The sequence below is a fragment of the Mycobacterium sp. VKM Ac-1816D genome (genome assembly GCF_000416385.1).
In the GTDB taxonomy this organism is placed as follows: domain Bacteria; phylum Actinomycetota; class Actinomycetes; order Mycobacteriales; family Mycobacteriaceae; genus Mycobacterium; species Mycobacterium neoaurum_A.
In genome coordinates, this window is sequence record NZ_AOHQ01000098.1 from 17001 (window position 1) to 41473 (window position 24473).

Here is a 24473-nt window from a genome sequence, read left to right on the forward strand (position 1 = left end):
AGGCCACCCCGCACGGTGATGTCGGGCACGATAGGGGGAGGATATGAGATGCCACAAGCAACAGATCCACCCTGTGAAAGCACCTTCTACCGAGGAGCCGTAGTTGACCACCGAGTTCGCGCGCCAAGACCTGGCCCAAAACTCTGGCACTGCAGGCGAAACCGATCGGGTCCGCGTGATCCGTGAGGGCGTCGCCTCCTATCTGCCCGATATCGATTCCGACGAAACCGCCGAATGGCTGGAGTCGTTCGACCAGTTGGTCGAGCGGTCCGGCCCGGCCCGTGCGCGCTATCTGATGTTGCGTCTGCTGGAACGCGCGAGCGAGCAGCGTGTCGCCATCCCGGCGTTGACCTCCACCGATTACGTCAACACCATCCCGACCGAACTGGAGCCCTGGTTCCCCGGCGACGAGGACGTCGAACGACGTTATCGAGCCTGGATCCGGTGGAACGCGGCCATCATGGTGCACCGCGCGCAGCGCCCGGGAGTCGGTGTGGGCGGCCATATTTCGACCTATGCCTCGTCGGCCTCGCTCTACGAGGTCGGCTTCAACCACTTCTTCCGCGGCAAGGCCCACCCCGGCGGTGGCGACCAGATCTTCATCCAGGGCCACGCCTCCCCCGGTGTCTACGCCCGCGCCTTCCTCGAGGGCCGCCTCACCACCGACCAACTGGACGGTTTCCGGCAGGAGCACTCGCATTCCGGCGGCGGGCTGCCGTCCTACCCGCATCCGCGGTTGATGCCCGACTTCTGGGAATTCCCGACGGTGTCGATGGGCCTGGGCCCGATGAACGCCATATACCAGGCCCGGTTCAACCACTACCTGCACGACCGCGGCATCAAGGACACCTCGGATCAGCATGTGTGGGCGTTCCTCGGCGACGGCGAGATGGACGAGCCCGAGTCCCGCGGCCTGATCCAGGTCGCCGCCAACGAGGGCCTGGACAATCTGACCTTCGTGGTGAACTGCAACCTGCAGCGCCTGGACGGCCCGGTCCGCGGTAACGGCAAGATCATCCAGGAGCTGGAGTCCTTCTTCCGGGGCGCCGGCTGGAACGTCATCAAGGTGGTGTGGGGCCGCGAATGGGATGCCCTGCTGCATGCCGACCGCGACGGCGCGCTGGTGAACCTGATGAACACGACGCCCGATGGCGACTACCAGACCTACAAGGCCAATGACGGCGCCTACGTGCGTGATCACTTCTTCGGCCGCGACCCGCGCACCAAGGCGCTCGTCGAGCCGATGAGCGACCAGGAGATCTGGAACCTCAAGCGCGGCGGCCACGATTACCGCAAGGTGTATGCGGCCTACCGGGCGGCCATGGAGCACAAGGGTCAGCCCACCATCATCCTGGCCAAGACCATCAAGGGCTACACGCTGGGGCAGCATTTCGAGGGCCGCAACGCCACCCACCAGATGAAAAAGCTTGCGCTGGAAGACCTCAAGACCTTCCGCGATGTCACCAGGGTGCCGATCACCGACGCGCAGCTGGAGAAGGATCCCTACCTGCCGCCGTACTACCACCCCGGACCGAACGCCCCGGAGATCCGCTACCTGCTGGACCGCCGGCGCACCCTCGGTGGCTTCCTGCCCGAACGGCGCACCAAGGCCAAGCCGCTGACGCTGCCGGGCACCGACACCTACAAGGCGCTGAAGAAGGGCTCCGGAAAGCAGCCGGTGGCCACCACCATGGCGACCGTGCGCACCTTCAAGGAACTGTTGCGCGACAAGAACATCGGGCCCCGCATCGTGCCGATCATCCCGGACGAGGCCCGCACCTTCGGGATGGACTCCTGGTTCCCCAGCCTGAAGATCTACAACCGCAACGGCCAGCTCTACACGGCCGTGGACTCCGAGCTGATGCTGGCCTACAAGGAGAGCGAAGTCGGCCAGATCCTGCATGAGGGCATCAACGAGGCCGGTTCGACGTCCAGCTTCACCGCGGTGGGTACCTCGTACTCCACCCAGAACGAACCGATGATCCCGATCTACATCTTCTATTCGATGTTCGGGTTCCAGCGCACCGGTGACGGGCTGTGGGCCGCCGCCGACCAGATGGCGCGCGGGTTCGTCCTCGGCGCCACCGCGGGGCGTACCACGCTGACCGGTGAGGGGCTGCAGCACGCCGACGGGCATTCGCTGCTGCTGGCGTCGACCAATCCTGCGGCGGTCACCTACGACCCGGCGTTCGCCTACGAGATCGCCTACATCGTGGAAAGCGGCCTGAAGCGGATGTACGGGGAGAACCCGGACAACGTCTTCTTCTACATCACCATCTACAACGAGCCCTACGTGCAGCCCGCAGAACCGGAGAACTTCGATCCCGAGGGGGTGCTGCGCGGGATGTACCGCTTCCGGCGCGCGCCGGAGAAGCGCACCAGCACCGCGCAGATCCTGGCCTCGGGTGTGTCGATGCCCGAGGCGATCAGGGCCGCGGACATGCTGGCCGACAAGTGGGATGTGGCCGCCGACGTGTGGTCGGTGACCAGCTGGGGCGAGCTCAACCGCGATGGTGTGCAGACCGAGAAGCAGCGACTGCGCCATCCCGACCGCGAGGCACCGACGGCCTATGTCACCAAGGTGCTCGCCGATGCCACCGGACCGGTGGTGGCGGTATCGGACTGGATGCGGGCGGTGCCCGAGCAGATCCGTCCGTGGGTGCCCGGCACCTATCTGACACTGGGCACCGACGGGTTCGGTTTCTCCGACACCCGACCGGCGGCGCGGCGCTACTTCAACACCGACGCCGAGTCGGTGGTGGTCGCCGTGTTGGAGGCGCTGGCCCGCGACGGTGAGATCGACCCGTCGGTGGCGATCGCCGCGGCGAAGGAGTACCGCATCGACGATGTCCAGGCCGCCGAGGTCTCCTACGCGGACACCGGCAGCGCTTAGTTGTGGCGTGTGGAGCCCCGCCCGCAGCGAAAAAGGGCGGGGCTCCACAAACGCGACGGTAAAATTTTAGAGGTGCCCGACAATTCTTTCCCCGAGCCGCGTTCTCCGCTCACCATCCTGGAGGGCGTTCCGGAGTCGCTGCGCCGTCGACTGAAGCAGTACTCGGGCCGGCTCGCCACCGAGACGGTGCAGGCCATGCAGGAGCGGCTGCCGTTCTTCGCCGACCTGGAGGCCTCGCAGCGCGCGAGCGTGCAGCTGGTGGTGCAGACCGCCGTCGTCAACTTCGCCGAGTGGCTGCACGACCCGAGCAGCGATCTCGGCTACACCGCTGAGGCCTTCGCCCTGGTGCCGCAGGACCTGACCCGCCACGTCGCACTGCGTCAGACCGTGGACATGGTGCGGGTGACCACCGAGTTCCTCGAGGAACTGCTGCCGATGCTCGGCCGCAACGAGGAGCAGACCAAGGCCCTGACCGTCGGCATCCTGCGCTACAGCCGCGATCTGGCGTTCGCCGCCGCCGCGAGCTACGCCGACGCGGCCGAGGCGCGCGGGGCCTGGGACACCCGGATGGAGGCCAATATCGTCGACGCCATCGTGCGCGGCGACGCGGGCAGCGGGCTGCAGTCGCAGGCGGCCGCCCTGAACTGGGACGCGACCGCTCCGGCCACCGTCATCGTCGGCACGCCGCGTCCGGACCGCATCGACCTGGCCATCGGTGACGTGCATGCCGCAGGCAACCGGCACAACCGGGCCACCCTCTCCGATGTACACGGCACCTGGCTGGTGGCCATCGTGGCCGGATCGCTGTCGCTGACCGACCGCTTCCTGGCCGACCTGCTCACCGTCTTCGACGACGGACCTGTCGTCGTGGGTCCGACCGCGGCAAGCCTGTCCGGCCTGCACCGCAGTGCCGCGGAGGCGATCGCCGGCATGCATGCCGTCGCGGGCTGGAGCGGCGCCCCGCGGCCGGTATCGGCCCGCGAACTGCTCCCCGAACGAGCGCTGCTGGGTGACGAGAACGCGCTTGCCGCGCTGGAATCCGAGGTGATGCATCCCCTCGCCGATGCCGGCCCGGCGCTGACCGAAACGCTGGACACCTATCTCGATTCGGGTGGTGCCATAGAAGCGTGCGCCCGCAAATTGTTCGTTCATCCAAACACCGTGCGCTACCGACTCAAACGTATCGCCGATTTCACCGGGCGTGATCCCACCGTCCCCCGCGATGCGTACGTCCTGCGCGTCGCCACCACGGTCGGACGACTACAACGTGACCTGGGCCACTTCAACACGACAAATAGCAGTACAACGGGGCCCGTGGGGCCGCTGGGGACCCGATGGTTGGGACCTCTGCGGTAAGTGGATATCGCGCCGAGGTAACGCGCAGGTCGCTTCACGTGCTGTTTTGTGGAAACTCCACAAAAGAATAAGACAAGGTTCATAATCTCTTACACGGCGCTATGAGCGACTCACAGTGTTTTCTTAATCCCGTGCTTGCTTTGCTTGCTCCCGGCCAGGGATCCCAGACGCCCGGCATGCTGACCCCGTGGGTCGAGCTGCCCGGCTCCGTCGACCGTCTGACCACATGGTCGGACATCAGCGGACTGGACCTCGTCCGCCTGGGCACCACCGCCACCGCCGAGGAGATCACCGATACCGCGGTGACGCAGCCGCTGGTCGTGGCCGCCACCCTGCTCGCCTACGAAGAGCTCATCAAGCGCGACGGCCTCGCCGGTAAGGATGCGGTCGTCGCCGGGCATTCGGTCGGCGAGATCGCCGCGTACGCCATCGCAGGCGTCATCTCCGCCGATGACGCGGTCAAGCTCGCGGCCACCCGTGGCGCCGAGATGGCCAAGGCCTGCGCGCTGGAGCCCACCGGTATGGCCGCCGTGCTCGGCGGCGACGAGGCCGAGGTACTGGCGCGGCTGGAATCCCTCGATCTGATCCCCGCGAACCGCAATGCCGCCGGCCAGATCGTCGCCGCCGGCGCCGTCGCCGCGCTGGAGAAGCTGGCCGAGGATCCCCCGGCCAAGGCGCGGGTGCGGGTGCTGGCCACCGCAGGCGCGTTCCACACCCACTACATGGCACCGGCCGCCGAGGGTTATGCCGCCGCCGCGGCCCAGGTTACGACCGCCGAACCGACCAGGACCCTGCTGTCCAATGCTGACGGCAAGCCGGTGGCCGATGCCGCCGACGCCATGACCAAGCTGGTCGCCCAGATGACCCGCCCGGTGCGCTGGGACCTGATCAACGAGACGCTGCGCGGTATGGCGGTGTCGGCGCTGGTCGAGTTCCCGCCGGCCGGAACACTGGTCGGCATCGCCAAGCGCGAGCTCAAGGGCACGCCGACCAAGGCCATCAAGGCCCCCGAAGACCTGGACGGGCTCGCCGAGCTCTGACCCGGAGTAGGAACGAATACAGACTCGAACCATCCCGACAGCCGGGATGGCCAAACAAAGAAGGAGCCATCGTGGCCGCCAGTCAAGAAGAAATCATCGCCGGTCTCGCCGAGATCATCGAAGAGGTCACCGGCATCGAGCCTTCCGAGGTCACCCCGGAGAAGAGCTTCGTCGACGACCTGGACATCGACTCGCTGTCGATGGTCGAGATCGCCGTCCAGACCGAGGACAAGTACGGCGTGAAGATCCCCGACGAGGACCTCGCCGGTCTGCGCACCGTGGGTGACGTCGTCGGCTACATCCAGAAGCTCGAGGCCGAGAACCCCGAGGCCGCTGCCGCCCTGCGCGAGAAGTTTGGCTCGGAATGACCAAACCTTCCACTGCTAACGGCGGGTTCCCGAATGTCGTGGTAACCGCCGTCACGGCGACCACGTCGCTGGCACCGGACATCGAGAGCACGTGGAAGGGCTTGCTGGCCGGCGAGAGCGGCATCCGCAAGCTCGAGGACGACTTCGTCGAGAAGTGGGACCTGGCAGCCAAGATCGGTGGGCACCTCGCGGAGCCGCTCGATCCGCTGATGTCACGTCTGGAAATGCGACGGATGTCCTACGTGCAGCGGATGGCCAAGTATCTCGGCAACCAGCTCTGGGAGACCGCGGGCAAGCCGGAGGTCGATCCCGACCGTTTCTCGGTCGTGATCGGCACCGGGCTCGGTGGCGGCGAGAAGATCGTCGAAACCTATGACGCGATGAACGAGGGCGGGCCCCGCAAGGTGTCCCCGCTGGCCGTTCAGATGATCATGCCCAACGGTGCCGCCGCCGTCGTCGGCCTCGAACTCGGGGCCCGTGCCGGCGTCATCACCCCCGTCTCGGCGTGTTCGTCGGGCTCGGAGGGCATTGCCCACGCGTGGCGTCAGATCGTCATGGGTGACGCGGACTTCGCGGTCTGCGGTGGCGTCGAGGGTGCCATCGAAGCGCTGCCCATCGCGGCGTTCTCGATGATGCGTGCGATGTCGACCCGCAACGACGATCCCGAGGCTGCCTCGCGTCCGTTCGACAAGGACCGTGACGGCTTCGTCTTCGGCGAGGCGGGTGCGCTCATGATCATCGAGACCGAGGAGCACGCCCTGGCCCGTGGCGCCAAGCCGCTGGCCCGCCTGATGGGTGCCGGTATCACCTCGGATGCGTTCCACATGGTGGCACCGGCCGCGGACGGCGCTCGCGCCGGCCAGGCCATGAAGCGCGCCATGGAGACCGCGGGGTTGTCGCCCAAGGACATCTCGCATGTCAATGCGCACGCGACGTCCACCTCGATCGGCGACGTCGCCGAGGCGAACGCCATCCGGGTCGCCGGTGTGGAGCACGCCGCGGTGTACGCGCCGAAGTCGGCGCTGGGCCACTCGATCGGTGCCGTCGGTGCCCTCGAGTCGATCCTGACGGTGCTGGCCCTGCGCGACGGTGTCATTCCGCCCACGCTCAACTACGAGACCCCCGATCCTGAGATCGATCTCGATGTTGTCGCGGGTGAGCCTCGTTATGGCGACTACCAGTACGCCATCAACAACTCGTTCGGTTTCGGTGGCCACAATGTGGCTCTGGCCTTCGGCCGGTACTGAGAACGAGCGTTACTGAGGCTTCAGAAGACAGGCCTTTGGAAGATCGCAGTACATGAGGTGGGGAACGGCTTGAACAAGCTGTCAACGGGGAACGGTTTGCCCAACGTGGTCGTCACTGGCATCGCCATGACGACCGCGTTGGCCACCGATGCCGAAACAACGTGGAAGAAACTGCTCGCCGGTGAGAGCGGCATCCGTCGGCTCGACGACCCGTTCGTCGAGGAATACGACCTGCCGGTCCGCATCGGTGGTCACCTGCTGGAGGATTTCGAGGACGAGCTCAACCGCGTCGAGAAGCGGCGGCTGTCCTACCTGCAGAAGATGGCGACCGTCATCGGCCGCCGGGTATGGGAGAACGCCGGCTCCCCCGACGTCGACCCCAAGCGGTTGATGGTCTCGATCGGGACCGGCCTCGGCTCGGCGGAGGAACTCATCTTCGCCTACGACGGTATGCGGGCCAAGGGTCTGCGTGCCGTCTCCCCGCTGGTCGTCCAGATGTACATGCCCAACGGTGCCGCCGCGGCCGTCGGCCTGGAGCGCAAGGCCAAAGCCGGTGTGAACACCGTCATCTCGGCCTGTGCATCGGGATCGGAAGGTATCGCCAACGCGTGGCGCAACATCGTCTTCGGTGAGGCCGATATCGCCATCTGTGGTGGTGTGGAGACCAAGATCGAGGCGGTGCCGATCGCCGGGTTCGCCCAGATGCGCATCGTGCTGTCCAACACCAACGACGACCCGCCCGGCGCCTGCCGGCCGTTCGACGTCGACCGCAACGGGTTCGTCTTCGGTGAGGGCGGCGCGATGATGGTCATCGAGACCGAGGAGCACGCCAAGGCGCGCGGCGCCAACATCCTGGCGCGCATCATGGGCGCCAGTGTCACCTCCGACGGTTTCCACATCGTGGCTCCCGATCCCAACGGAGAGCAGGCCGGCCACGCGATGAGCCGGTCCATCGAGCTGGCAGGGCTGCAGCCCTCCGATATCGACCATGTCAACGCGCACGCCACCGGCACATCCGTCGGTGACGTCGCCGAGGGGGTGGCGATCAACAACGCCATGAAGGGCCACCAGCCCGCGGTGTACGCGCCCAAGTCCGCGCTGGGCCATTCGGTCGGGGCGGTGGGTGCGGTGGAGTCGATTCTCACCGTGCTCGCCTTGCGTGACGGGGTCATCCCGCCCACGCTGAACCTGAAGAATCTGGATCCCGAGATCGACCTGGACGTGGTGGCTGGCGAGCCGCGCACCGGCAACTACCAATACGCGATCAACAATTCGTTCGGATTCGGTGGGCACAATGTGGCGCTCACCTTCGGAAAGTACTGAACCAAAGTAAGACCCGAGGGCGCCGGTCACCATCCGACGCGTAAGAGGAGGACTGGATGACCATCATGGCTCCCGAAGCGGCCGCCGAGTCGCTCGACCCGCGTGATCCGCTGCTGCGGCTGAGCACATTCTTCGACGACGGCAGCGTCGCGCTGCTGCACGAGCGCGACAAGTCCGGTGTGCTCGCCGCCTCCGGCACGGTCAACGGCGTGAAGACCATCGCGTTCTGCACCGACGGCACCGTGATGGGCGGCGCGATGGGCATCGAGGGATGCGCGCACATCGTCAACGCCTACGACACCGCCATCGAGGAGCAGAGCCCGATCGTGGGCATCTGGCATTCCGGTGGTGCGCGGCTGGCCGAGGGCGTCAAGGCGCTGCACGCGGTCGGCCTGGTCTTCGAGGCGATGATCCGCGCCTCGGGCTACATCCCGCAGATCTCGGTGGTCGTCGGCTTCGCCGCCGGCGGTGCCGCCTACGGACCCGCGCTGACCGACGTCATCATCATGGCCCCGGACAGCAAGGTCTTCGTGACCGGCCCCGACGTGGTGCGCAGCGTGACCGGCGAGGACGTCGACATGGTGTCCCTCGGCGGCCCGGAGGCCCATCACAAGAAGTCCGGCGTGTGCCACATCGTGGCCGATGATGAGCTCGACGCCTACGAGCGCGGCCGTCGCCTGGTCGGATTGTTCTGCCAGCAGGGCCATTTCGACCGCAGCAAGGCCGAGTCCGGTGATGTCGACCTCAAGGCCCTGATGCCCGAGTCGGCCCGCCGTGCCTACGATGTGCACCCGATCGTCGAGGCGCTGTTGGACGCGGACGCGCCGTTCGAGGAGTTCCAGTCCCGCTGGGCTCCGTCGATCGTGGTCGGCCTCGGCAGGCTCGCCGGGCGCTCGGTCGGCGTGATCGCCAACAACCCGCTGCGCCTCGGCGGCTGCCTGAACTCCGAGAGTGCCGAGAAGTCGGCGCGGTTCGTGCGGTTGTGCGATGCGTTCGGCATCCCGCTGGTGGTCGTGGTGGACGTCCCGGGTTACCTGCCCGGCGTCGATCAGGAGTGGGGCGGCGTGGTCCGCCGTGGCGCCAAGCTGCTGCACGCCTTCGGTGAGGCCACCGTCCCGCGCGTCACACTGGTGACCCGAAAGATCTACGGCGGCGCCTATATCGCGATGAACTCCCGCTCGCTGGGCGCCACCAAGGTCTTCGCCTGGCCGGACGCCGAGGTCGCCGTCATGGGCGCCAAGGCCGCCGTCGGCATCCTGCACAAGCGCAAGCTCGCCGCCGCGGCGGACCACGAGCGCGACGCGCTGCACGAGGAGTTGGCCGCCGAGCACGAGCGGATCGCCGGTGGCGTGGACAGTGCCATCGAGATCGGTGTGGTGGACGCCAAGATCGATCCCGCGCACACCCGCAGTGTGATCACCCAGGCGCTGGCCGAGGCGCCCGCCCGGCGCGGACGACACAAGAACATCCCGCTGTAACCTTCAGCTGAGCCGAATGGCCGGTTATGACACGCTCTCCCCGGAAAGCCGTGTCATAACCGGCCATTCGCCGTTTCAGCCGGTGGTTCAGCGGGTGGTGTAGCCGCCGTTGGCGAAGACGGTCTGCCCGGTGATCCAATGTCCCTCGCCGGCAAGGAACAACACCAGTGGGGCAATGTCCTCGATGCGCGTCAGACGCCCGCCCATGCCCTGGGATTTGTGGAACTCCACCCGCTCAGGAGTCTCCTGACCGTAGAAGAACGGTGTGTCCATCGGTCCGGGGCCGATGTTGTTGACGTTGATCCCGCGCGCCGCGAACTCCTTGGCGGCCGCGCGGGTGAAGTGCTCGACCGGGCTCTTGGCGCCGGCATAGGTGGAATAGCCGTCGGTGAATGCGGCCAACAGGGCGGTGACGATGGTGATGACCGAGCCGTTGTCGGCGAGGCGACGCCCCGCCTGCTGCAGGAAGAAGTAGGCCGCCTTGGCATTGATGTCGAACATGGAGTCGTATTCGGCCTCGGTGGTCTCCACGATGGGCTTGCGCAGCACCTTGCCCACGGTGTTGATCGCGATATCGACTCCCCCGAACGCATCGACGGCGGTGTCGAACAACCTCTCGACGTTGGCGGGCACGGTCAGATCGCCCTGCACCTTGATGGCCTTGACGCCGGCCCGCTCGGCCTCGGCGACCGTCGCATCGGCATCGGACTCGGTCGCCGAACTGTTGTAGTGCACCGCGACATTGACACCGCGCTGGGCCAGACTCCGGCTGATAAGGCCCCCGAGGTTCTTGGCACCGGCGGCGACGACTGCTGACTTTCCCGTGATTTCGCTCATGTATCGCACGCTATCCATCGCTCAAACAAATGAAAAACAGTTATAAGCTTAATATCCACAAGTGGAGCTTGTAGATTGATCGGATGACTCTCGACCTTCGGCGACTGGGCCACTTCGTCGCCGTGGCCGAGGCCGGTAGCTTCACCGCCGCAGCGACCACCCTGCACATCACCCAGCAGGCGCTGAGCCAATCGGTCCAACTGCTCGAAAAAGAGCTCGGTGCCGAGCTTTTCACCCGGTCCGGGCGCCGCATCACCCCGACCGCGGCCGGCGCACAACTGCTGATCGAAGGACGGGTACTGCTGGCCGCCGCCGATACCGTGGCCAACCGGGTGTCGCGGACCGCCGAGGACAGCCCCGAGGTGTTCGTGGTGGGACACACCCCCGCACTGAGCTCGGCCGAGGTGTACACCAGGCTCGAACCCGCGATCGACAGCTTCACCCACCTGTCGGTCACCTGCCGCCAGATGTATCCCGGCGAGCTGCTGCGCGAGATCCTCGACGGCACCGTGCACCTGGGGCTACGCCGCGGCATCGCGCCCACCGCCGAATTGTCTTCAGCCACCATCGGTTACGACCGGGTCCGGGTCGCCGTACCTCGTGAGCACCGGTTGGCCGACGCCACGGTGATCGACATCCGCGAACTGGCCGGCGAGCAGATCGCCCTGTGGGCACCGCCGGGCGCGTCGTACTACAGCGACTTCCTGATGGGCGCATGCCGGCGAGCGGGTTTCGAGCCCGACTTCGTCGTCAGCCGCGTCCAGGGCTCCGCGACGGTCGCCGCGCCGCTGACCACCGGGGCGCCGGCGTTCGTCACCACCCAGGCCGGGCCGGCGATGGGTGGCCGGGTACGGGTCATCGAACTCGAACCCGATCTCCTCGTCGGCGTGCAGGCACTGTGGCAGCGGCACACCCGGTCGGCATTCCGCGACTCCGTTCTCGCGGCCCGCTGAGTCAGACGAACTCGGCCGCCGCGGCCTCGGCGCGCTCCCGGTCGGCGGCGACCAGGCCGATCCGGGTTCGCCGGTCCAAGATGTCCTCGACGCTCAGTGCCCCCTCATGGGTCACCGCATACTCGAATTCGGCACGCAGCACGTCTATTCCGTCGGCCACCCGCTCAGTGGGTCGATCACAGCTCGCCACGGCGAGGACATTGGCCGCCTCGGCGCCGTAGCGGGCCGTCAGGGACGCGGGCATCGCGATGGATGCGGCTGGAGCGGCGATCGGGTTGGCGGGTGCGCCGACCAGCGGCAGGTCACGAGTTCGGCAGGGCCCCGCAGACAGCCCGCGCCGGGCGATCGCCTGGTTCACCACATCCTCTGCCATGTAACGGTATTCGGTCAGCTTGCCACCGACCACACTGATGACGCCGTCGGGCGACTCGGTGACGGCGTGATCACGCGACAGGTCGGCGGTCTCACCCGCACTCTCGATCAGCGGGCGCAGCCCGGCGTAGGCGCCGCGCACATCGCCTTCGGTCAGTGCGGTGTCCAGCGCGGTGTTGACGGTTTCGAGCAGGAAGCGCACCTCGGCCGGGGTCGGTTCTGGTACATCGGGTATCGGCCCGGGGGCATCCTCGTCGGTGAGGCCCAGGTACACCCTGCCGAGCTGTTCGGGCATCGCGAAGACGAACCGGTTCAGCGCACCGGGGATCGGGATGGTCAGAGCGGCGGTGGGATTGCCGAACGCGGCCGCGTCGAACACCAGATGCGTGCCGCGGCTGGGTCGCAGGCGGATGGTCGGGTCGACCTCCCCCGCCCACACCCCGGTGGCGTTGACGACGGCACGCGACCGCAACGTCATAGCCTGCCCGGTGAGCGCATCGGTCAACGTCACCGAATCACCCTGTACACCTGCGGCATTCGCCTGGGTCAAAATGATCGCACCGTGTTGGGCCGCGGTGCGCGCCACCGCCGTGACCAGCCGGGCGTCGTCGATGAGCTGACCGTCATAGGCCAGAAATGCCCCGTCCAGACCGTCGCGGCGCACGGTCGGAGCCAGATCGACGGCCTCGCCCGCACCGACCCGTCGAGAGCGCGGCAGTACCGATGCCGGCGTACCCGCCAGCCTGCGCAGCCCGTCACCGGCGAGGAATCCCGTGCGGACCAGCGCGCGCGCCGGGCGGCCCATCGCCGGCAGCAGGGGCACCAGCTGCGGCATGGCGTTCACCAAGTGAGGTGCCGTGCGCATCATCAGGATTCCGCGTTCGACGGCACTGCGGCGGGCGATACCGATATTGCCCGAGGCCAGGTAGCGCAATCCGCCGTGCACCAGTTTGGAGCTCCAGCGGCTGGTCCCGAAGGCGAGGTCGTGCTTTTCGGCCAGCACCACACGCAGGCCACGCGATGCGGCGTCGAGGGCGATTCCGGTACCGGTGATCCCGCCACCGATGACCACCAGGTCCACGACGCCACCGTCACCGAGCGCGCTCAGTTCGGCGCTGCGGCGGGTCCGGTTGAGGGCGCTGTCGCGCACTGGGCTCATGGGGTCAGGTATCCGTTCAGTGCGTGGGTGAGTTCCTCGGCGAGCGCGTCGGCACCCAGGATCGGTTCGACCATCTGGGCGGACTGCACGGTGGACTGGGTGATGAGCAGGCACATGGCGGCCAGCCGGCGGGGGTCGCCGGCGCGGACACTGCCGTCTTCCTGGGCCAGCTTGAGCTGCCCGGCCACGGCGTCGATGAGGATCTGCTGGCTGGTGCCGAGCCGCTCGGCGATGTAGACCATGGCCAGTTCGGGCGCGTCGTGCAGCACCGACATCACGATCTGATCGTCGCGCAGCCGGCGTGCCACCCCGACGATGCGGGCCACCAGGGCGCGGCGGCCGGTCTCGGTGTCCCCCGCGTCGTCGAGTACCCGCACCACTCGCGCGGTCAGCAGCGCCGCCAGGATCGACTGGGTGTCCGGGAACCGGCGATACACCGTCGGGCGGCTGACACCGGCGCGCCGGGCGATCTCGGCGAGTGTCACCCGCTCCACCCCGAAGGCGAGCACGCAGTCGGCGGCCGCGTCGAGAATCCGGTCGCCGACCGAATCGTCGTTACTGATTGACACCATATGTAATACTGTAACGCATGACGCAAGCCCGCACCGACCTGCAGCCCCCGATGAAGTGGAACGCCTGGGGCGATCCGCAGGCGGCCAAGCCGCTGTCCGACGGTATTCGCGGCCTGCTCAAGCAGGCCCTCGGCATCGACGGGCCTGCCGATCCAGAACTCGCGGCCGAAGACGTGCGACTGCGGCCGTCGGCGCTGCGCGATGCCGACCGCGAGGCCCTGCAGGCCGTCATCGGCACCGAATACGTCCGCACCGACCAACACAGCCGGTTGTTGCGCGCGGGCGGTAAGTCGACACCAGATCTGCTGCGCCGCAAGCGCACCGGCGAACAAGATGCGCCCGATGCCGTGCTGCTGCCCGCCGATGAGGCCGCCGTGATCGAGGTGCTCAAGGTCTGTGGCGAACGGGGTATCGCCGTCGTCCCGTTCGGCGGTGGTACCAGTGTGGTCGGCGGTCTCGACCCGCTGCGCGGCGAGTTCGCCGCCGTGGTGTCGGTGGACCTGCGTCGACTCGATGCGCTGCACCATCTCGACCCGATCTCCGGAGAGGCCGAACTCGGTGCCGGCGTCACCGGCCCCCAAGCCGAGGAAATGCTTGGCACACAGGGCTTCTCACTCGGGCACTTCCCGCAGAGCTTCCAGTTCGCCACCATCGGCGGCTTCGCCGCCACCCGGTCCTCGGGTCAGGATTCCGCAGGCTACGGCCGATTCGACGATATGGTGCGCGGGCTGACCGTGGCCACCCCGGCCGGCGTACTCGACCTCGGGCGAGCCCCGGCCTCGGCGGCCGGCCCCGATCTGCGGCAGCTGATCGTGGGCTCGGAGGGGGTGTTCGGCATCATCACCCGGGTCCGGGTAAGGGTGCATCCGGTCCCCGAGACCACCCGCTACGAGGCATGGTCGTTCCCCGATTTCGGCACCGGCGCCGCGGCGCTGCGCGCGGTGGTGCAGACCGGCACCGGGCCCACGGTGATCCGCCTGTCCGACGAGGCCGAGACCGGAGTGAATCTGGCGACCACCGAGAGCATCGGCGAGCAGACCATCACCGGCGGATGCCTGGCCATCACCGCGTTCGAGGGGTCCGCGGCGCACACCGAGAGCCGCCACGACGAAACCGCGGCCGTTCTGCGTGCACACGGTGGCACCTCACTCGGCGACGGCGCGGCCCGGGCCTGGGAGCACGGCCGGTTCAACGCGCCGTATCTGCGCGATTCCCTACTCTCGGCCGGCGCGTTGTGCGAGACCCTGGAGACCGCGACGAACTGGTCGAATATCGCCGCGCTCAAGGCCGCGGTCACCGAGGCGCTCACCGAAACGCTGGGCCAGGCCCTGGTGATGTGCCATATTTCGCACGTGTACCCCACCGGAGCGTCGCTGTACTTCACGGTGGTCGCCGCCCAGCAGGGCGACCCGATCGAACAGTGGCGGCGGGCCAAGACCGCCGCGTCGGAGGCGATGGTGCGGACCGGGGCGACCATCACCCATCATCACGCCGTGGGCGCCGATCACCGGCCGTGGATGCGGGCCGAGGTGGGTGACCTCGGTGTCGAGGTCCTGCGGGCGGTCAAGTCCGTGCTCGATCCGGCCGGAATCATGAACCCGGGCAAGCTGATCCCGTGATCAAGCGGGTCACCGTCCTGACCAACCCGGCGTCGGGACACGGCAGCGCTCCGCATGCCGCCGAACGCGCCGTCGCACAGTTGCACCGGCGCGGGGTCGACGTGGTGGCCGTCGCGGGCCGAGATCCCGCTCATGCCCGTCAGCTCGTCGAGGGCGCCCTCGAACGCGGGATGGACGCGCTGGTCGTGGTGGGCGGTGACGGGATCATCTCGCTGGCATTACAGGTTCTGGCCACGACCGGTATCCCGCTCGGCATCATCCCGGCGGGCACCGGTAACGACCACGCCCGCGAGTTCGGCATTCCGACAAAGGATCCCGAGGCCGCGGCCGATATCGTCGTCGACGGCCGGGCGGCGACGGTGGATCTGGGACGCATCGTCGGTGCCGACGGGACCCAGCGCTGGTTCGGCACCGTCATGGCCGCCGGTTTCGACTCGCTGGTGACCGACCGGACCAACCGGATGCGGTGGCCGCACGGCCGGATGCGCTACAACCTCGCAATGGTCGCCGAGATCTCTGCCCTGCGGCTGTTACCGTTCCGACTGATATTCGACGGTGTCGAGGTGCAGACCGACCTCACGCTGGCGGCGTTCGGCAACACCCGCAGCTACGGCGGAGGGATGCGGATCTGTCCTGGCGCTGATCCGACCGACGGGCTGCTCGATGTCACCATGGTGGCGTCGGCATCACGAACCCGGCTGATCCGCCTGTTCCCCACCGTCTTCCGGGGCACCCATGTCGATCTCGACGAGGTGCAGACCCGGCGGGCCCGGGTGATCACGGTCGACTGCCCGGGAATCAACGCCTACGCCGACGGAGAGTTCGTCTGCCCGTTACCCGTCGAGGTGTCCGCGGTACCGGGTGCGCTGACGGTGCTGAGACCCTGACGCGGACCCCGCGGACCCGAAGAAGACCCCGGGGATCAGCCGATCAGCACTCGCCGTGTTCGTTGACCGACACCCGCGGGACCGTGTGCGGGGCGATCTCGCTTCCCGGGTCGGGCGACTGGGAGCAGACATCCCACATCGCCGGCGCCACGATCTTCCACGACGCGACCTGCTTGTTGACGTACTTGAGGGTGGGCCCGTTGCCGCCGACCGCCTCGGTGTACAGAGCCTGAGCCTTCTCCAGGTTCATCCCCTGCAGCGAGGGCATGGTCCAGGTGGGTTCTGCTGCCGCAGTGGGCATTCCGGCAGCGGACAGAACAACCAGTGCGGCACCGGCCGCGGCGAACGCTGTCTTCGACTTCATAGCGCGAAGAGTAGCCAGCGTTTCTGCAAGGAAGCTGGATCCCAGGCGTGACTCTCCTGTAAGCCGTGAAAAGCGTTTCCGGGCAACCAAAATCAACCGGACAGCCGGCTTCTTGGTGTGACTCAGCCCACTCCGCGGTTGAGCCAGGTGACCTCGCCGGTGTCGCCGCCACCGCGGTAGGGCTCCAGCGACTCGTCCCACGCGGTGCCCAGGACCGAATCCAGATCGGCGGCCAGTGCGTCGGCACCGGAGGCCATCAGGGCGCGCAACCGCTGTTCGCCGACCATGACGTCACCGTTGGCACTCATCGCTCCGCTCCACAGCCCGAGCTGAGGCGTGTGGCACCAGCGGTGCCCGTCGACGCCCTCGCTGGGATCCTCGGTGACCTCGAAGCGCAGCACCGACCACGACCGCAGTGCGTTCGCCAACTGAGCACCGGTACCCACCGGGCCCACCCAGTTGGTGACGGCACGCAGCTGTCCGGGCATGGCGGGTTGGGGCGTCCACTTGAGGTTCGCCCGCGCCGACAGGGTCGACGAAAGAGCCCACTCCACGTGTGGGCATACCGCCGCGGGCGAGGCGTGAACGTAAACCACGCCAGTTGTCGCCTCGGCGAACTGGTTCGACGCACGCATACTTTTGCTCCTTCGGCTCCACGAGGGACGTCTTCCCCAACGACCTGGCGTTACCGAAATGTGCAGTTGTTTCGTGCGTGTCTATTGTGCCTTGTGAGACGCGTGTTGCGCTAGTGTGCGCCGAATTCTCTCAGGACTCCATCAGAGATCGCCGGCCACAGCTCGTATGCCCAGTCCCCGAAGTCGCGGTCGGTGAGCACCACCAGGGCCAGCTCGGCGACGGGGTCGACCCACAGAAACGTCCCTGACTGGCCGAAATGCCCGAACGTCGATGGTGAGTTCGCGGCGCCGGTCCAGTGCGGCGACTTGTGCGAGCGCAGTTCGAACCCCAGCCCCCAGTCGTTGGGACGCTGCGAGCCGAATCCAGGCAGCACGCCGTCCAGACCGGGAAACTGCACCGTCGTCGCCTCGGCGTGCAGTTCCGGTGTGACGAGCACCGGCCGCAGCAGATCACCGGCGAAGCGCACCAGATCGTCGACGCAGGATCGGCCACCATGACCGGCGGCATCGGCCCCGCCCGCCGACGACGAACCGGCCATACCCAGCGGTTCGAACACCGCCTCGCGTAGGTAATCGGAGAACTCGATCTCGGTCGCGTCCTGCAGCGCATCGGCCAGCAGGGCGAAGCCGTAGTTGGAGTAGATCCGCCGGCTGCCGGGTGCGGCCAGTTGATCGGGCCCCTGCATGCTGACCCCCGAGGCGTGCGCCAGCAGGTGGCGCACCGTCGCACCGGGCGGACCGGCCGGGGTGTCCAGGTCGAACGCACCCTCTTCGACGGCAACCTGGGCTGCACGGGCGACAAGGGGTTTGGTGACCGAGGCCAACCGGAAGCGCTGAGCGGTGTCCCCGCGGCGGGCGAGCACACCATCCGGGCCGACCACCGCGGCAGCGACCGTCGGGACCGGCCAATCGTCGAGAAGTTCGAGGGCACCCACGCGCAGGATGCTACCCACGCACAAACTGGACACCTGTCCGGCGAGGGCGGGTGTCGCGTATTAGGTTATAGGCATGAGTCAGACAGTGCGCGGTGTGATTTCCCGGTCCAAAGGTCAGCCCGTCGAGTTGGTCGACATCGTCATCCCCGATCCCGGTCCGGGTGAGGTCGTGGTCGCGATCCAGGCCTGCGGTGTCTGCCATACCGATCTGACCTACCGCGAGGGCGGTATCAACGACGACTACCCGTTCCTGCTCGGCCACGAGGCCGCCGGGATCGTCGAGAGCATCGGCGAGGGCGTCACCCATGTCGAGGTCGGCGATTTCGTCGTCCTGAACTGGCGTGCCGTCTGCGGTGAGTGCCGGGCGTGCAAGCGTGGCCGCCCGCACCTGTGCTTCGACACCTTCAACGCCACCCAGAAGATGACGCTGACCGACGGCACGGAGCTGTCCCCCGCGCTGGGCATCGGCGCCTTCGCCGACAAGACCCTGGTCCACCAGGGCCAGTGCACCAAGGTCGATTCCACCGCCGACCCGGCCGTGGCCGGCCTGCTGGGTTGTGGCGTCATGGCCGGTATCGGTGCGGCGATCAACACCGGGGCGATCAACCGCGACGACACCGTGGCCGTCATCGGTTGCGGCGGCGTGGGTGATGCCGCCATCGCCGGCGCCGCCCTGGTCGGTGCGCGGCGGATCATCGCCGTCGACGTCGACGATCGCAAGCTGCACACCGCCCGCGACTTCGGCGCCACCCACACCATCAACGCCAAGGATCTCGATGCCGTGGCGACGATTCAGGACCTCACCGACGGGTTCGGCGCCGATGTCGTCATCGACGCCGTCGGCCGCCCAGAGACCTGGAAGCAGGCCTTCTACGCCCGCGACCTGGCCGGCACCGTGGTCCTGGTCGGTGTGCCCACCCCGGACATGAAGCTGGAGATGCCGCTGGTCGACTTCTTCTCCCGCGGCGGATCGCTGAAATCGAGTTGGTATGGCGACTGCCTGCCCGAGCGTGATTTCCCCACCCTGGTCAGCCTGTACCTGCAGGGGCGCCTGCCGCTGGAGAAGTTCGTCTCCGAGCGCATCGGCCTCGATCAGGTCGAAGACGCCTTCCACAAGATGCATGCCGGTGAGGTCCTGCGCTCGGTGGTGGTCTTCTAGTGGGCAACGTAGAGCGCGTGGTCACCAGCGGCACCTTCGAACTCGACGGCGGTAGCTGGGATGTCGACAACAACATCTGGCTCGTCGGCGATGACTCCGATGTGATCGTCTTCGACGCCGCCCACACCGCCGAGCCGATCATCGAGGCCGTCGCCGGACGCAATGTCGTCGCGGTGGTGTGCACCCACGGCCACAACGACCACATCACCGTCGCGCCGGAACTGGCCAAGGCCCTCGACGCCCCGGTGTTCCTGCACCCGGCCGATGAGATGCTGTGGCGCGTCGTGCACCCCGAGGCGGCGTTCCGCACCGTCGACGACGGGCTGGTGCTGACCGCCGGTGGGATCGAGCTGCACGCCCTGCACACACCCGGGCACTCCCCTGGATCGGTGTGCTGGTCGGCACCGGCACTGAATGCCGTCGTCTCCGGAGACACGCTCTTCCAGGGTGGCCCGGGCGCCACCGGGCGGTCCTATTCGGACTTCCCGACCATCCTGGAATCGATTTCCACGCGGCTGGGCACCCTGCCCGACGAGACCGTCGTATACACCGGCCATGGTGACACCACCACCATCGGGGGTGAGCTCGTGCACTATGACGAGTGGGTCAAGCGGGGCCATTAAGGTCCCGGCGACCCGCCGGACGGGATTTGCGGGCGGACGAATTTTTGTTTGCTGAGATTGCATGTCCATGCGACATTTCGCCAAATTGACGCGCATTTTCCCTGGTGCCGAGTTGCTAAAACTGCAGTAGCTGAATTGTTGTCCGGAGCGGGTGTTCGGCGGGGTTAAAGTCAGCTCATGGCCCGCCCGTGGTTGCGTACCCTCACGGCGTGTATCACCGTGGCGCTGACCGCTGCGTGCTCGGTCCAGTCACCCCAAGGGTCGATCCCCACCAGCTCGGGCGCACCCCAACCGTTGGCCGCCACGACCTCGACAACGGCCACCCTGGGCGTCGAGGGAACCACCCTCACCCTCGATGGGAAGCCGTGGTGGCCGATCGGCCTGAACGCCTATCAGCTGGGCACCGACTGGTCCATCAACGCCGGCTGCGGTGCGCAGGTCGACCTCGACACCTATTTCAGCCGGCTCCCACCGCATTCGCTCACCCGGTTCAACGCCTTCTCCAGCCTTGCCGTCAACAAGTACACCGGGATGCTCGACTTCACCGCGTTGGATGCCGTCGTGCGTGCCGCCGAGCGGCACGGTCAGATGCTGATCGCCGTGCTCTCCAGCAACGAGGGCAGCTGCGAGGACGACACGTTCAAGGAATACGGCTGGTACACCGACGGCTGGGACACCGATCGGCCCCCGGGCACGACGCTGACCTTCGCGCAGTGGCTGGACACCGCAGTCAAGCGGTGGGCGGCCTCACCCGCGGTGGCCGGTTGGACCGCCGTCGGCGAGCCGGAACCGTCGTTGTGCACCGACGACGGGTGCACCTGGCAGGCACGGTCCTGCCCGCCCGATGCGGCGCAGGTGTTGCGCCAGTTCTACGACGCGACCGGTGCCCGCATCCACGAACTCGACCCGGGCACCACCGTGTTCAGCGGGCACGCCGGCGGCGGCCAATGCGGTTCGGCCGGCGACTCGTTCGAATACGTGAGCGCCTCACCAGGGATCGACGTCCTGGAGTACCACTTCTACGAGTCGACCGACTCGCTGCCCGGCAACGAGTACGACGGGCTGGCCCGCCGGGTCCAGCAGGCCCGGGCGCTCGACAAGCCACTGGTGATCACCGAGGTCGGCATGGAGGCCGGATCGTGCGGTTCGGTCGGCGATCGTGAGCAGGTCCTGCGGGAGGCCTTCGGCGAGATGCGCGATCAGGGCGCCGCCGGGGTCATGTTCTGGTCCTACGTCCCCGACCCGCGGCCCGGCGAGTGCACGCTGGACATCGGACCCGCCGATCCGCTGATGCGGCTCGTCGGCACCACCACGTAGCGCACACCGCATAGGCCCCGCTTTTGCGATCAGGCTGAGCCTGTCGCTTTCTGTCCCGCGCCGCGGCACCGATAGTGGTTGCCATGACGACTTCGAACGGACGCTCCGCCGCCATCATCGGTGCCGGCCAGACCGGTGTGACGGCCGCACTCGGACTGCTGGACAACGGATTCGACGTCACCCTCTACAGCGACCGAGACCAGCACGCCCTGCGCAACGATGTGCCCGCCACCGGAACCGCGCTCATCTTCGGCAAGGCCCAGCGGGCCGAGGAGAGCCTGGGACTGAACACCTATCTGGCGACCGCGCCCACCTCGACCGGGCAGAGCGTCCGCGTCGTCGCCGACGGCGCCGAGGCGATCGCCTTCGACGGTTGGTTCGACGGGGCCCGCGGTGTCGCGGTCGACACCCGGCTCAAAGCCGACGACCGGTTGACCCTCTTCGGTCGCCGCGGCGGCCATTTCGTGGTCGAGTCGGTGGACCCACAACGACTCGACGCCATCGCCGCCCGAGCCGACCTGACGTTGGTCGCCACCGGCCGCGGCGGGCTCTCGGCACTGTTTCCCGTCGATGCGGACCGCAGCGCCTACGACACGCCCCAGCGCTCGCTGCTGGCATTCTCGGTCACCGGTCTCGGATACGGCCCCGACGTCTTCGCGCACCGGGGTTCCGGCGGCGGCAGTCACCACGCGTTCACCGTCGTCGCCGGCCAGGGCGAATCATTCTGGGGCCCTTACCTGCACAAGGACGCCGGCCCGAGCTGGGCCTTCCTGGGCTGGGCGCATCCCGGCAGCGACTGGGATCGACGCTTTTCCACCGTGACCGACGCGGCAGCTGCACTGCGAATCGCCACCGGCCTACACCGCGATTACATCGACTGGGACCTCCCGGAGGTCAGCCGACTGCGGGTCATCGACGAGGATCCGCACTCCTGGCTGACCGGGGCCGTCACCCAGGTGGTCCGTAAGCCGGTGGGCACCACGGCCTCCGGGCATCCGGTGCTGGCCCTCGGTGACACCGCGATCTCCTATGACCCGATCGCTGGACAGGGCGCCCAGGGCGGCCTCATCCAAACCGCCGACCTGGTGCGCAGCGCCGCGTCGCACGACGGGCCGTTCGACACCGAGTGGCTGACAGCGGCATTCGAGGATTTCTACCGACAGCGCGGCCGCGCCGCCCAGCGTGTCACCCGATTGTTCCTGTCCGACCCTGCCTTCGCCGACTACGGCAGCCTGTTCTTCGCCGCCGCGAGCGCCAGCCCGCGCTTCGCCGGGAAGCTGGTCGGCCTGCTCGACGACCCGGCGCCCTTCGAGCCGGTGACCTCCGAGGACGCCGCCAAGGCGCTCATCACCGAATTCGCCGGCGAGCCCGCCGACGACGTGTTGTCCAGGTTCCGGCCGGCGGGCCGGTTCGAGCGGTCGCAGCTGGTGCGGTCAGCCGCCTAACAGCCTGCGTTTCTCGGATTCGAACTCGGCCTCGGTGAGCGCGCCGGAGTCGCGCAGTGCCGCCAGCGTCTTGAGATTTTCCAGGCGGATCCCGTCCTCGGTGGGGATTGTGACGGTGGGGAAATTTTCGGTGGAGATATGGGCGGCCGGGACCTCGCCGAGGGTGAACGTCGGCGAGATCGACCGTGACCGCGCGCGCGACCGCGCGGCCCAGACCCTGGCGATGACCAGATCGATCAGTCCGAGACCGAACACCGCGGCACACCACCACGGCGCGTGCCCCAGCGGACTACCGTGCCCGAACGCCAACCGCGGGCTGACGAAGGCGGTGACGTCACCGTCGGTGCGCACGGTGTAGGTACCCGCCTCGGCAACCTTGGCCACCCAGACCCGGACCCGGGCATCGCTGTTGACACTCGTTGTGCCGCCGATATTCTCGACGACCTCCGGCTCGGGAACCCCGGCCGGCGGATCGATGGCCATCCGCATGTCCGGGATCGGCAGGCCCGCGCCGCCGGCACTGCCGATGATCTGGGTGTGGAAGCTGATGTTCACCTCGCCTGCCGGCAGCTGCAGCTCGGCCCGGCCGGGGATCGGCACCTCACCGTAGGCGTCGTACCGGTCCAGCACGAAGGCGTTGAGGATCAGGGTGGTGATGAAACCGATCCCGGCGGCCACCATGACCAGCACGGCGACAACCGTGAGCAGCCGGGGCGCGGTGGCGGGACGCATGGCAGGAAGTGTGGCACGCCCGGCGTCACCACTGCCGGACATCGGCGGCGCACAACGGCCGACGGTACTAACCTCACGAGAATGCCCGAGTCCAGTGTCGTGGTGCGGCCGATCCCGGTCGGCAGCGGTGACTACAGTGCCAGTTCTCGGTTGCAGGCCGCCGGGCTCAAGCGGGCGATAGGGCTCTTCGAGGAGGCCGCCGCGGCGGTGCCGATTCCACAGCCACCGCTGCCCATCGTCATCGCCGACTACGGTGCGGCCAACGGCCACAATTCGCTGCTGCCGCTCAACGCCGCGATCACCACGCTGCGCGGGCGCACCCGGCCAGAGCACTCGATCCTGGTGACCCACACCGATGTACCGGAGAATGATTTCAGCGCGTTGTTCCGGGTGCTGCGGGAGGACCCGGACAGTTACCTGCGCCGCGATCCGGCGACCTTCACCTCTGCGGTGGGACGGTCGTTCTACAGCCAGATCCTGCCGTCCAACACCGTCAACCTCGGCTGGTCGGCCTGGTCGATCCTGTGGCTGAGCAGCATTCCCGCCGTGGTGTCCGACCACATCCAGGCCTCGTTCAGCACCGACGGCACCGCACGACTGGCGCATGACCGGCTGGCCGCGCGGGACTGGCATGAGTTCGTCGCCTACCGCGGCCGGGAGCTGTGTCCGGGTGGGCGCGTCGTGGTGATGACGATGGCGATCTCCGAGGACGGCGAGTTCGGATACCGGGCACTGTTCGGGGCACTGATGGCCGAGCTCGCCGAACTGGCGGCACGGGAGGTGATCACGGCCGACGAACTGACCCGGATGTCACTGCCGATCGCCGGTCGCCGCACGGCCGATTTCACCACCCCGTTCGCCCCCTCCGGGCGGCTGGAACAGCTGACGATCGAGCACCTCGAGGTGTTCGACGCCGAGGACAGGTTCTGGCGTCAGTACCAGAAGGACGGGGATGCAGCGGCTTTCGGGGCGCAGTGGGGTGATTTCCTACAGGCCGCGGTGATCCCGGTGTTGACCGGTTTCGTCGCCGAGCAACGCCGATCGGTGTTCGGCGCGGCGCTGCAGTCCGGGGTGGCTGCCAGGATGGCGGCCGAACCTCAGGAGACCCAGATCCCGATGGCCCAGATCGTCCTGCACAAGAAGCCGCGCGGCTAGCCCG

General features: G+C 67.7%; 22 protein-coding genes. 15 read left to right on the top strand and 7 right to left on the bottom strand.

Annotation, left to right across the window (positions count from 1 at the left end; translation table 11 throughout):
* The first annotated feature begins 103 nt into the window (after positions 1–103).
* From aceE to G154_RS00720, 7 genes are all read left to right on the top strand, one after another.
* Positions 104–2893 (top strand): pyruvate dehydrogenase (acetyl-transferring), homodimeric type, encoded by a 2790-nt coding sequence (gene aceE, locus G154_RS00690; protein WP_023985993.1) that lies wholly within the window; start codon positions 104–106, stop codon positions 2891–2893.
* 72 nt (positions 2894–2965) lie between these two features.
* Positions 2966–4249, top strand: coding sequence for a CdaR family transcriptional regulator (locus G154_RS00695; RefSeq protein WP_019513343.1), 1284 nt, complete (start codon positions 2966–2968; stop codon positions 4247–4249).
* 131 nt (positions 4250–4380) lie between these two features.
* On the top strand, positions 4381–5289 hold the full coding sequence (locus tag G154_RS00700; RefSeq protein ID WP_023985994.1) for an ACP S-malonyltransferase: 909 nt from the start codon (positions 4381–4383) through the stop codon (positions 5287–5289).
* Positions 5290–5360: 71 nt separating this feature from the next.
* Complete coding sequence (gene acpM, locus G154_RS00705; RefSeq protein ID WP_019513341.1) at positions 5361–5657, top strand: meromycolate extension acyl carrier protein AcpM; 297 nt, start codon at positions 5361–5363, stop codon at positions 5655–5657.
* A complete protein-coding gene (gene kasA, locus G154_RS00710) occupies positions 5654–6904 on the top strand; it encodes a 3-oxoacyl-ACP synthase KasA (RefSeq protein WP_023985995.1) in 1251 nt (416 codons plus the stop codon). The genes acpM and kasA overlap by 4 nt, the downstream gene beginning before the upstream one ends.
* A 69-nt stretch (positions 6905–6973) precedes the next feature.
* Positions 6974–8227 (top strand): 3-oxoacyl-ACP synthase KasB, encoded by a 1254-nt coding sequence (gene kasB, locus G154_RS00715; RefSeq protein WP_023985996.1) that lies wholly within the window; start codon positions 6974–6976, stop codon positions 8225–8227.
* A gap of 56 nt (positions 8228–8283) precedes the next feature.
* On the top strand, positions 8284–9705 hold the full coding sequence (locus G154_RS00720) for an acyl-CoA carboxylase subunit beta (protein WP_019513338.1): 1422 nt from the start codon (positions 8284–8286) through the stop codon (positions 9703–9705).
* An 87-nt stretch (positions 9706–9792) separates the two neighbouring features.
* Here the strand turns inward: G154_RS00720 and G154_RS00725 are convergent, their stop codons facing one another.
* Positions 9793–10542: an SDR family oxidoreductase gene (locus tag G154_RS00725; protein ID WP_019513337.1), complete on the bottom strand. Its 750-nt coding sequence runs from the start codon at positions 10540–10542 to the stop codon at positions 9793–9795.
* A gap of 83 nt (positions 10543–10625) precedes the next feature.
* On the opposite strand from G154_RS00725, the gene G154_RS00730 reads away from it, so the two are divergent.
* On the top strand, positions 10626–11495 hold the full coding sequence (locus tag G154_RS00730) for a LysR family transcriptional regulator (protein ID WP_019513336.1): 870 nt from the start codon (positions 10626–10628) through the stop codon (positions 11493–11495).
* A 1-nt stretch (position 11496) separates the two neighbouring features.
* Here G154_RS00730 and G154_RS00735 read toward each other — a convergent pair whose 3' ends face one another.
* Both G154_RS00735 and G154_RS00740 read right to left on the bottom strand, forming a co-directional pair.
* On the bottom strand, positions 11497–13026 hold the full coding sequence (locus G154_RS00735; RefSeq protein WP_023985997.1) for a glycerol-3-phosphate dehydrogenase/oxidase: 1530 nt from the start codon (positions 13024–13026) through the stop codon (positions 11497–11499).
* The gene (locus G154_RS00740; RefSeq protein ID WP_019513334.1) at positions 13023–13598 is read right to left on the bottom strand and encodes a TetR/AcrR family transcriptional regulator; all 576 of its coding nucleotides are present in this window, start codon (positions 13596–13598) and stop codon (positions 13023–13025) included. The genes G154_RS00735 and G154_RS00740 overlap by 4 nt, the downstream gene beginning before the upstream one ends.
* 50 nt (positions 13599–13648) lie before the next feature.
* Here G154_RS00740 and G154_RS00745 point away from each other — a divergent pair, with 50 nt between their 5' ends.
* Positions 13649–15217, top strand: coding sequence for an FAD-binding oxidoreductase (locus G154_RS00745; RefSeq protein WP_023985998.1), 1569 nt, complete (start codon positions 13649–13651; stop codon positions 15215–15217).
* Positions 15217–16104, top strand: coding sequence for a diacylglycerol kinase (locus G154_RS00750; protein WP_023985999.1), 888 nt, complete (start codon positions 15217–15219; stop codon positions 16102–16104). The genes G154_RS00745 and G154_RS00750 overlap by 1 nt, the downstream gene beginning before the upstream one ends.
* 43 nt (positions 16105–16147) lie before the next feature.
* Here G154_RS00750 and G154_RS00755 read toward each other — a convergent pair whose 3' ends face one another.
* From G154_RS00755 to G154_RS00765, 3 genes are all read right to left on the bottom strand, one after another.
* Complete coding sequence (locus G154_RS00755; protein WP_019513331.1) at positions 16148–16468, bottom strand: PASTA domain-containing protein; 321 nt, start codon at positions 16466–16468, stop codon at positions 16148–16150.
* Between the two features lie 122 nt (positions 16469–16590).
* Positions 16591–17103 (bottom strand): DUF3145 domain-containing protein, encoded by a 513-nt coding sequence (locus tag G154_RS00760; RefSeq protein WP_023986000.1) that lies wholly within the window; start codon positions 17101–17103, stop codon positions 16591–16593.
* Positions 17104–17213: 110 nt separating this feature from the next.
* A complete protein-coding gene (locus tag G154_RS00765) occupies positions 17214–18038 on the bottom strand; it encodes a serine hydrolase (protein WP_023986001.1) in 825 nt (274 codons plus the stop codon).
* A 73-nt stretch (positions 18039–18111) separates the two neighbouring features.
* Here G154_RS00765 and G154_RS00770 point away from each other — a divergent pair, with 73 nt between their 5' ends.
* From G154_RS00770 to G154_RS00785, 4 genes are all read left to right on the top strand, one after another.
* Entirely contained in the window at positions 18112–19197 is a 1086-nt protein-coding gene (locus G154_RS00770; protein WP_019513328.1) for an S-(hydroxymethyl)mycothiol dehydrogenase, read from the top strand.
* A complete protein-coding gene (locus G154_RS00775) occupies positions 19197–19820 on the top strand; it encodes an MBL fold metallo-hydrolase (protein WP_019513327.1) in 624 nt (207 codons plus the stop codon). The genes G154_RS00770 and G154_RS00775 overlap by 1 nt, the downstream gene beginning before the upstream one ends.
* Positions 19821–19997: 177 nt before the next feature.
* Complete coding sequence (locus tag G154_RS00780) at positions 19998–21137, top strand: beta-mannosidase (RefSeq protein ID WP_081649895.1); 1140 nt, start codon at positions 19998–20000, stop codon at positions 21135–21137.
* 83 nt (positions 21138–21220) lie between these two features.
* Entirely contained in the window at positions 21221–22582 is a 1362-nt protein-coding gene (locus G154_RS00785; protein WP_019512266.1) for a styrene monooxygenase/indole monooxygenase family protein, read from the top strand.
* On the opposite strand, the gene G154_RS00790 is transcribed toward G154_RS00785, so the two are convergent.
* Entirely contained in the window at positions 22571–23314 is a 744-nt protein-coding gene (locus G154_RS00790; protein ID WP_023986003.1) for an SHOCT domain-containing protein, read from the bottom strand. The two genes, G154_RS00785 and G154_RS00790, sit on opposite strands and share 12 nt — an antisense overlap.
* An 81-nt stretch (positions 23315–23395) precedes the next feature.
* On the opposite strand from G154_RS00790, the gene G154_RS00795 reads away from it, so the two are divergent.
* Entirely contained in the window at positions 23396–24469 is a 1074-nt protein-coding gene (locus tag G154_RS00795; protein ID WP_019512264.1) for a hypothetical protein, read from the top strand.
* The last annotated feature ends 4 nt before the right edge of the window (positions 24470–24473 follow it).

Coding starts and splice junctions, on each gene's coding strand:
- G154_RS00795 (WP_019512264.1), top strand. CDS start 23,396: ATGCCCGAGTCCAGTGTCGTGGTGCGGCCGATCCCGGTCGGCAGCGGT.
- G154_RS00755 (WP_019513331.1), bottom strand. CDS start 16,468: ATGAAGTCGAAGACAGCGTTCGCCGCGGCCGGTGCCGCACTGGTTGTT.
- G154_RS00720 (WP_019513338.1), top strand. CDS start 8,284: ATGACCATCATGGCTCCCGAAGCGGCCGCCGAGTCGCTCGACCCGCGT.
- G154_RS00770 (WP_019513328.1), top strand. CDS start 18,112: ATGAGTCAGACAGTGCGCGGTGTGATTTCCCGGTCCAAAGGTCAGCCC.
- G154_RS00730 (WP_019513336.1), top strand. CDS start 10,626: ATGACTCTCGACCTTCGGCGACTGGGCCACTTCGTCGCCGTGGCCGAG.
- G154_RS00780 (WP_081649895.1), top strand. CDS start 19,998: ATGGCCCGCCCGTGGTTGCGTACCCTCACGGCGTGTATCACCGTGGCG.
- G154_RS00760 (WP_023986000.1), bottom strand. CDS start 17,103: ATGCGTGCGTCGAACCAGTTCGCCGAGGCGACAACTGGCGTGGTTTAC.
- G154_RS00790 (WP_023986003.1), bottom strand. CDS start 23,314: ATGCGTCCCGCCACCGCGCCCCGGCTGCTCACGGTTGTCGCCGTGCTG.
- G154_RS00745 (WP_023985998.1), top strand. CDS start 13,649: ATGAAGTGGAACGCCTGGGGCGATCCGCAGGCGGCCAAGCCGCTGTCC.
- kasA (WP_023985995.1), top strand. CDS start 5,654: ATGACCAAACCTTCCACTGCTAACGGCGGGTTCCCGAATGTCGTGGTA.
- G154_RS00725 (WP_019513337.1), bottom strand. CDS start 10,542: ATGAGCGAAATCACGGGAAAGTCAGCAGTCGTCGCCGCCGGTGCCAAG.
- G154_RS00735 (WP_023985997.1), bottom strand. CDS start 13,026: ATGAGCCCAGTGCGCGACAGCGCCCTCAACCGGACCCGCCGCAGCGCC.
- G154_RS00785 (WP_019512266.1), top strand. CDS start 21,221: ATGACGACTTCGAACGGACGCTCCGCCGCCATCATCGGTGCCGGCCAG.
- G154_RS00740 (WP_019513334.1), bottom strand. CDS start 13,598: ATGGTGTCAATCAGTAACGACGATTCGGTCGGCGACCGGATTCTCGAC.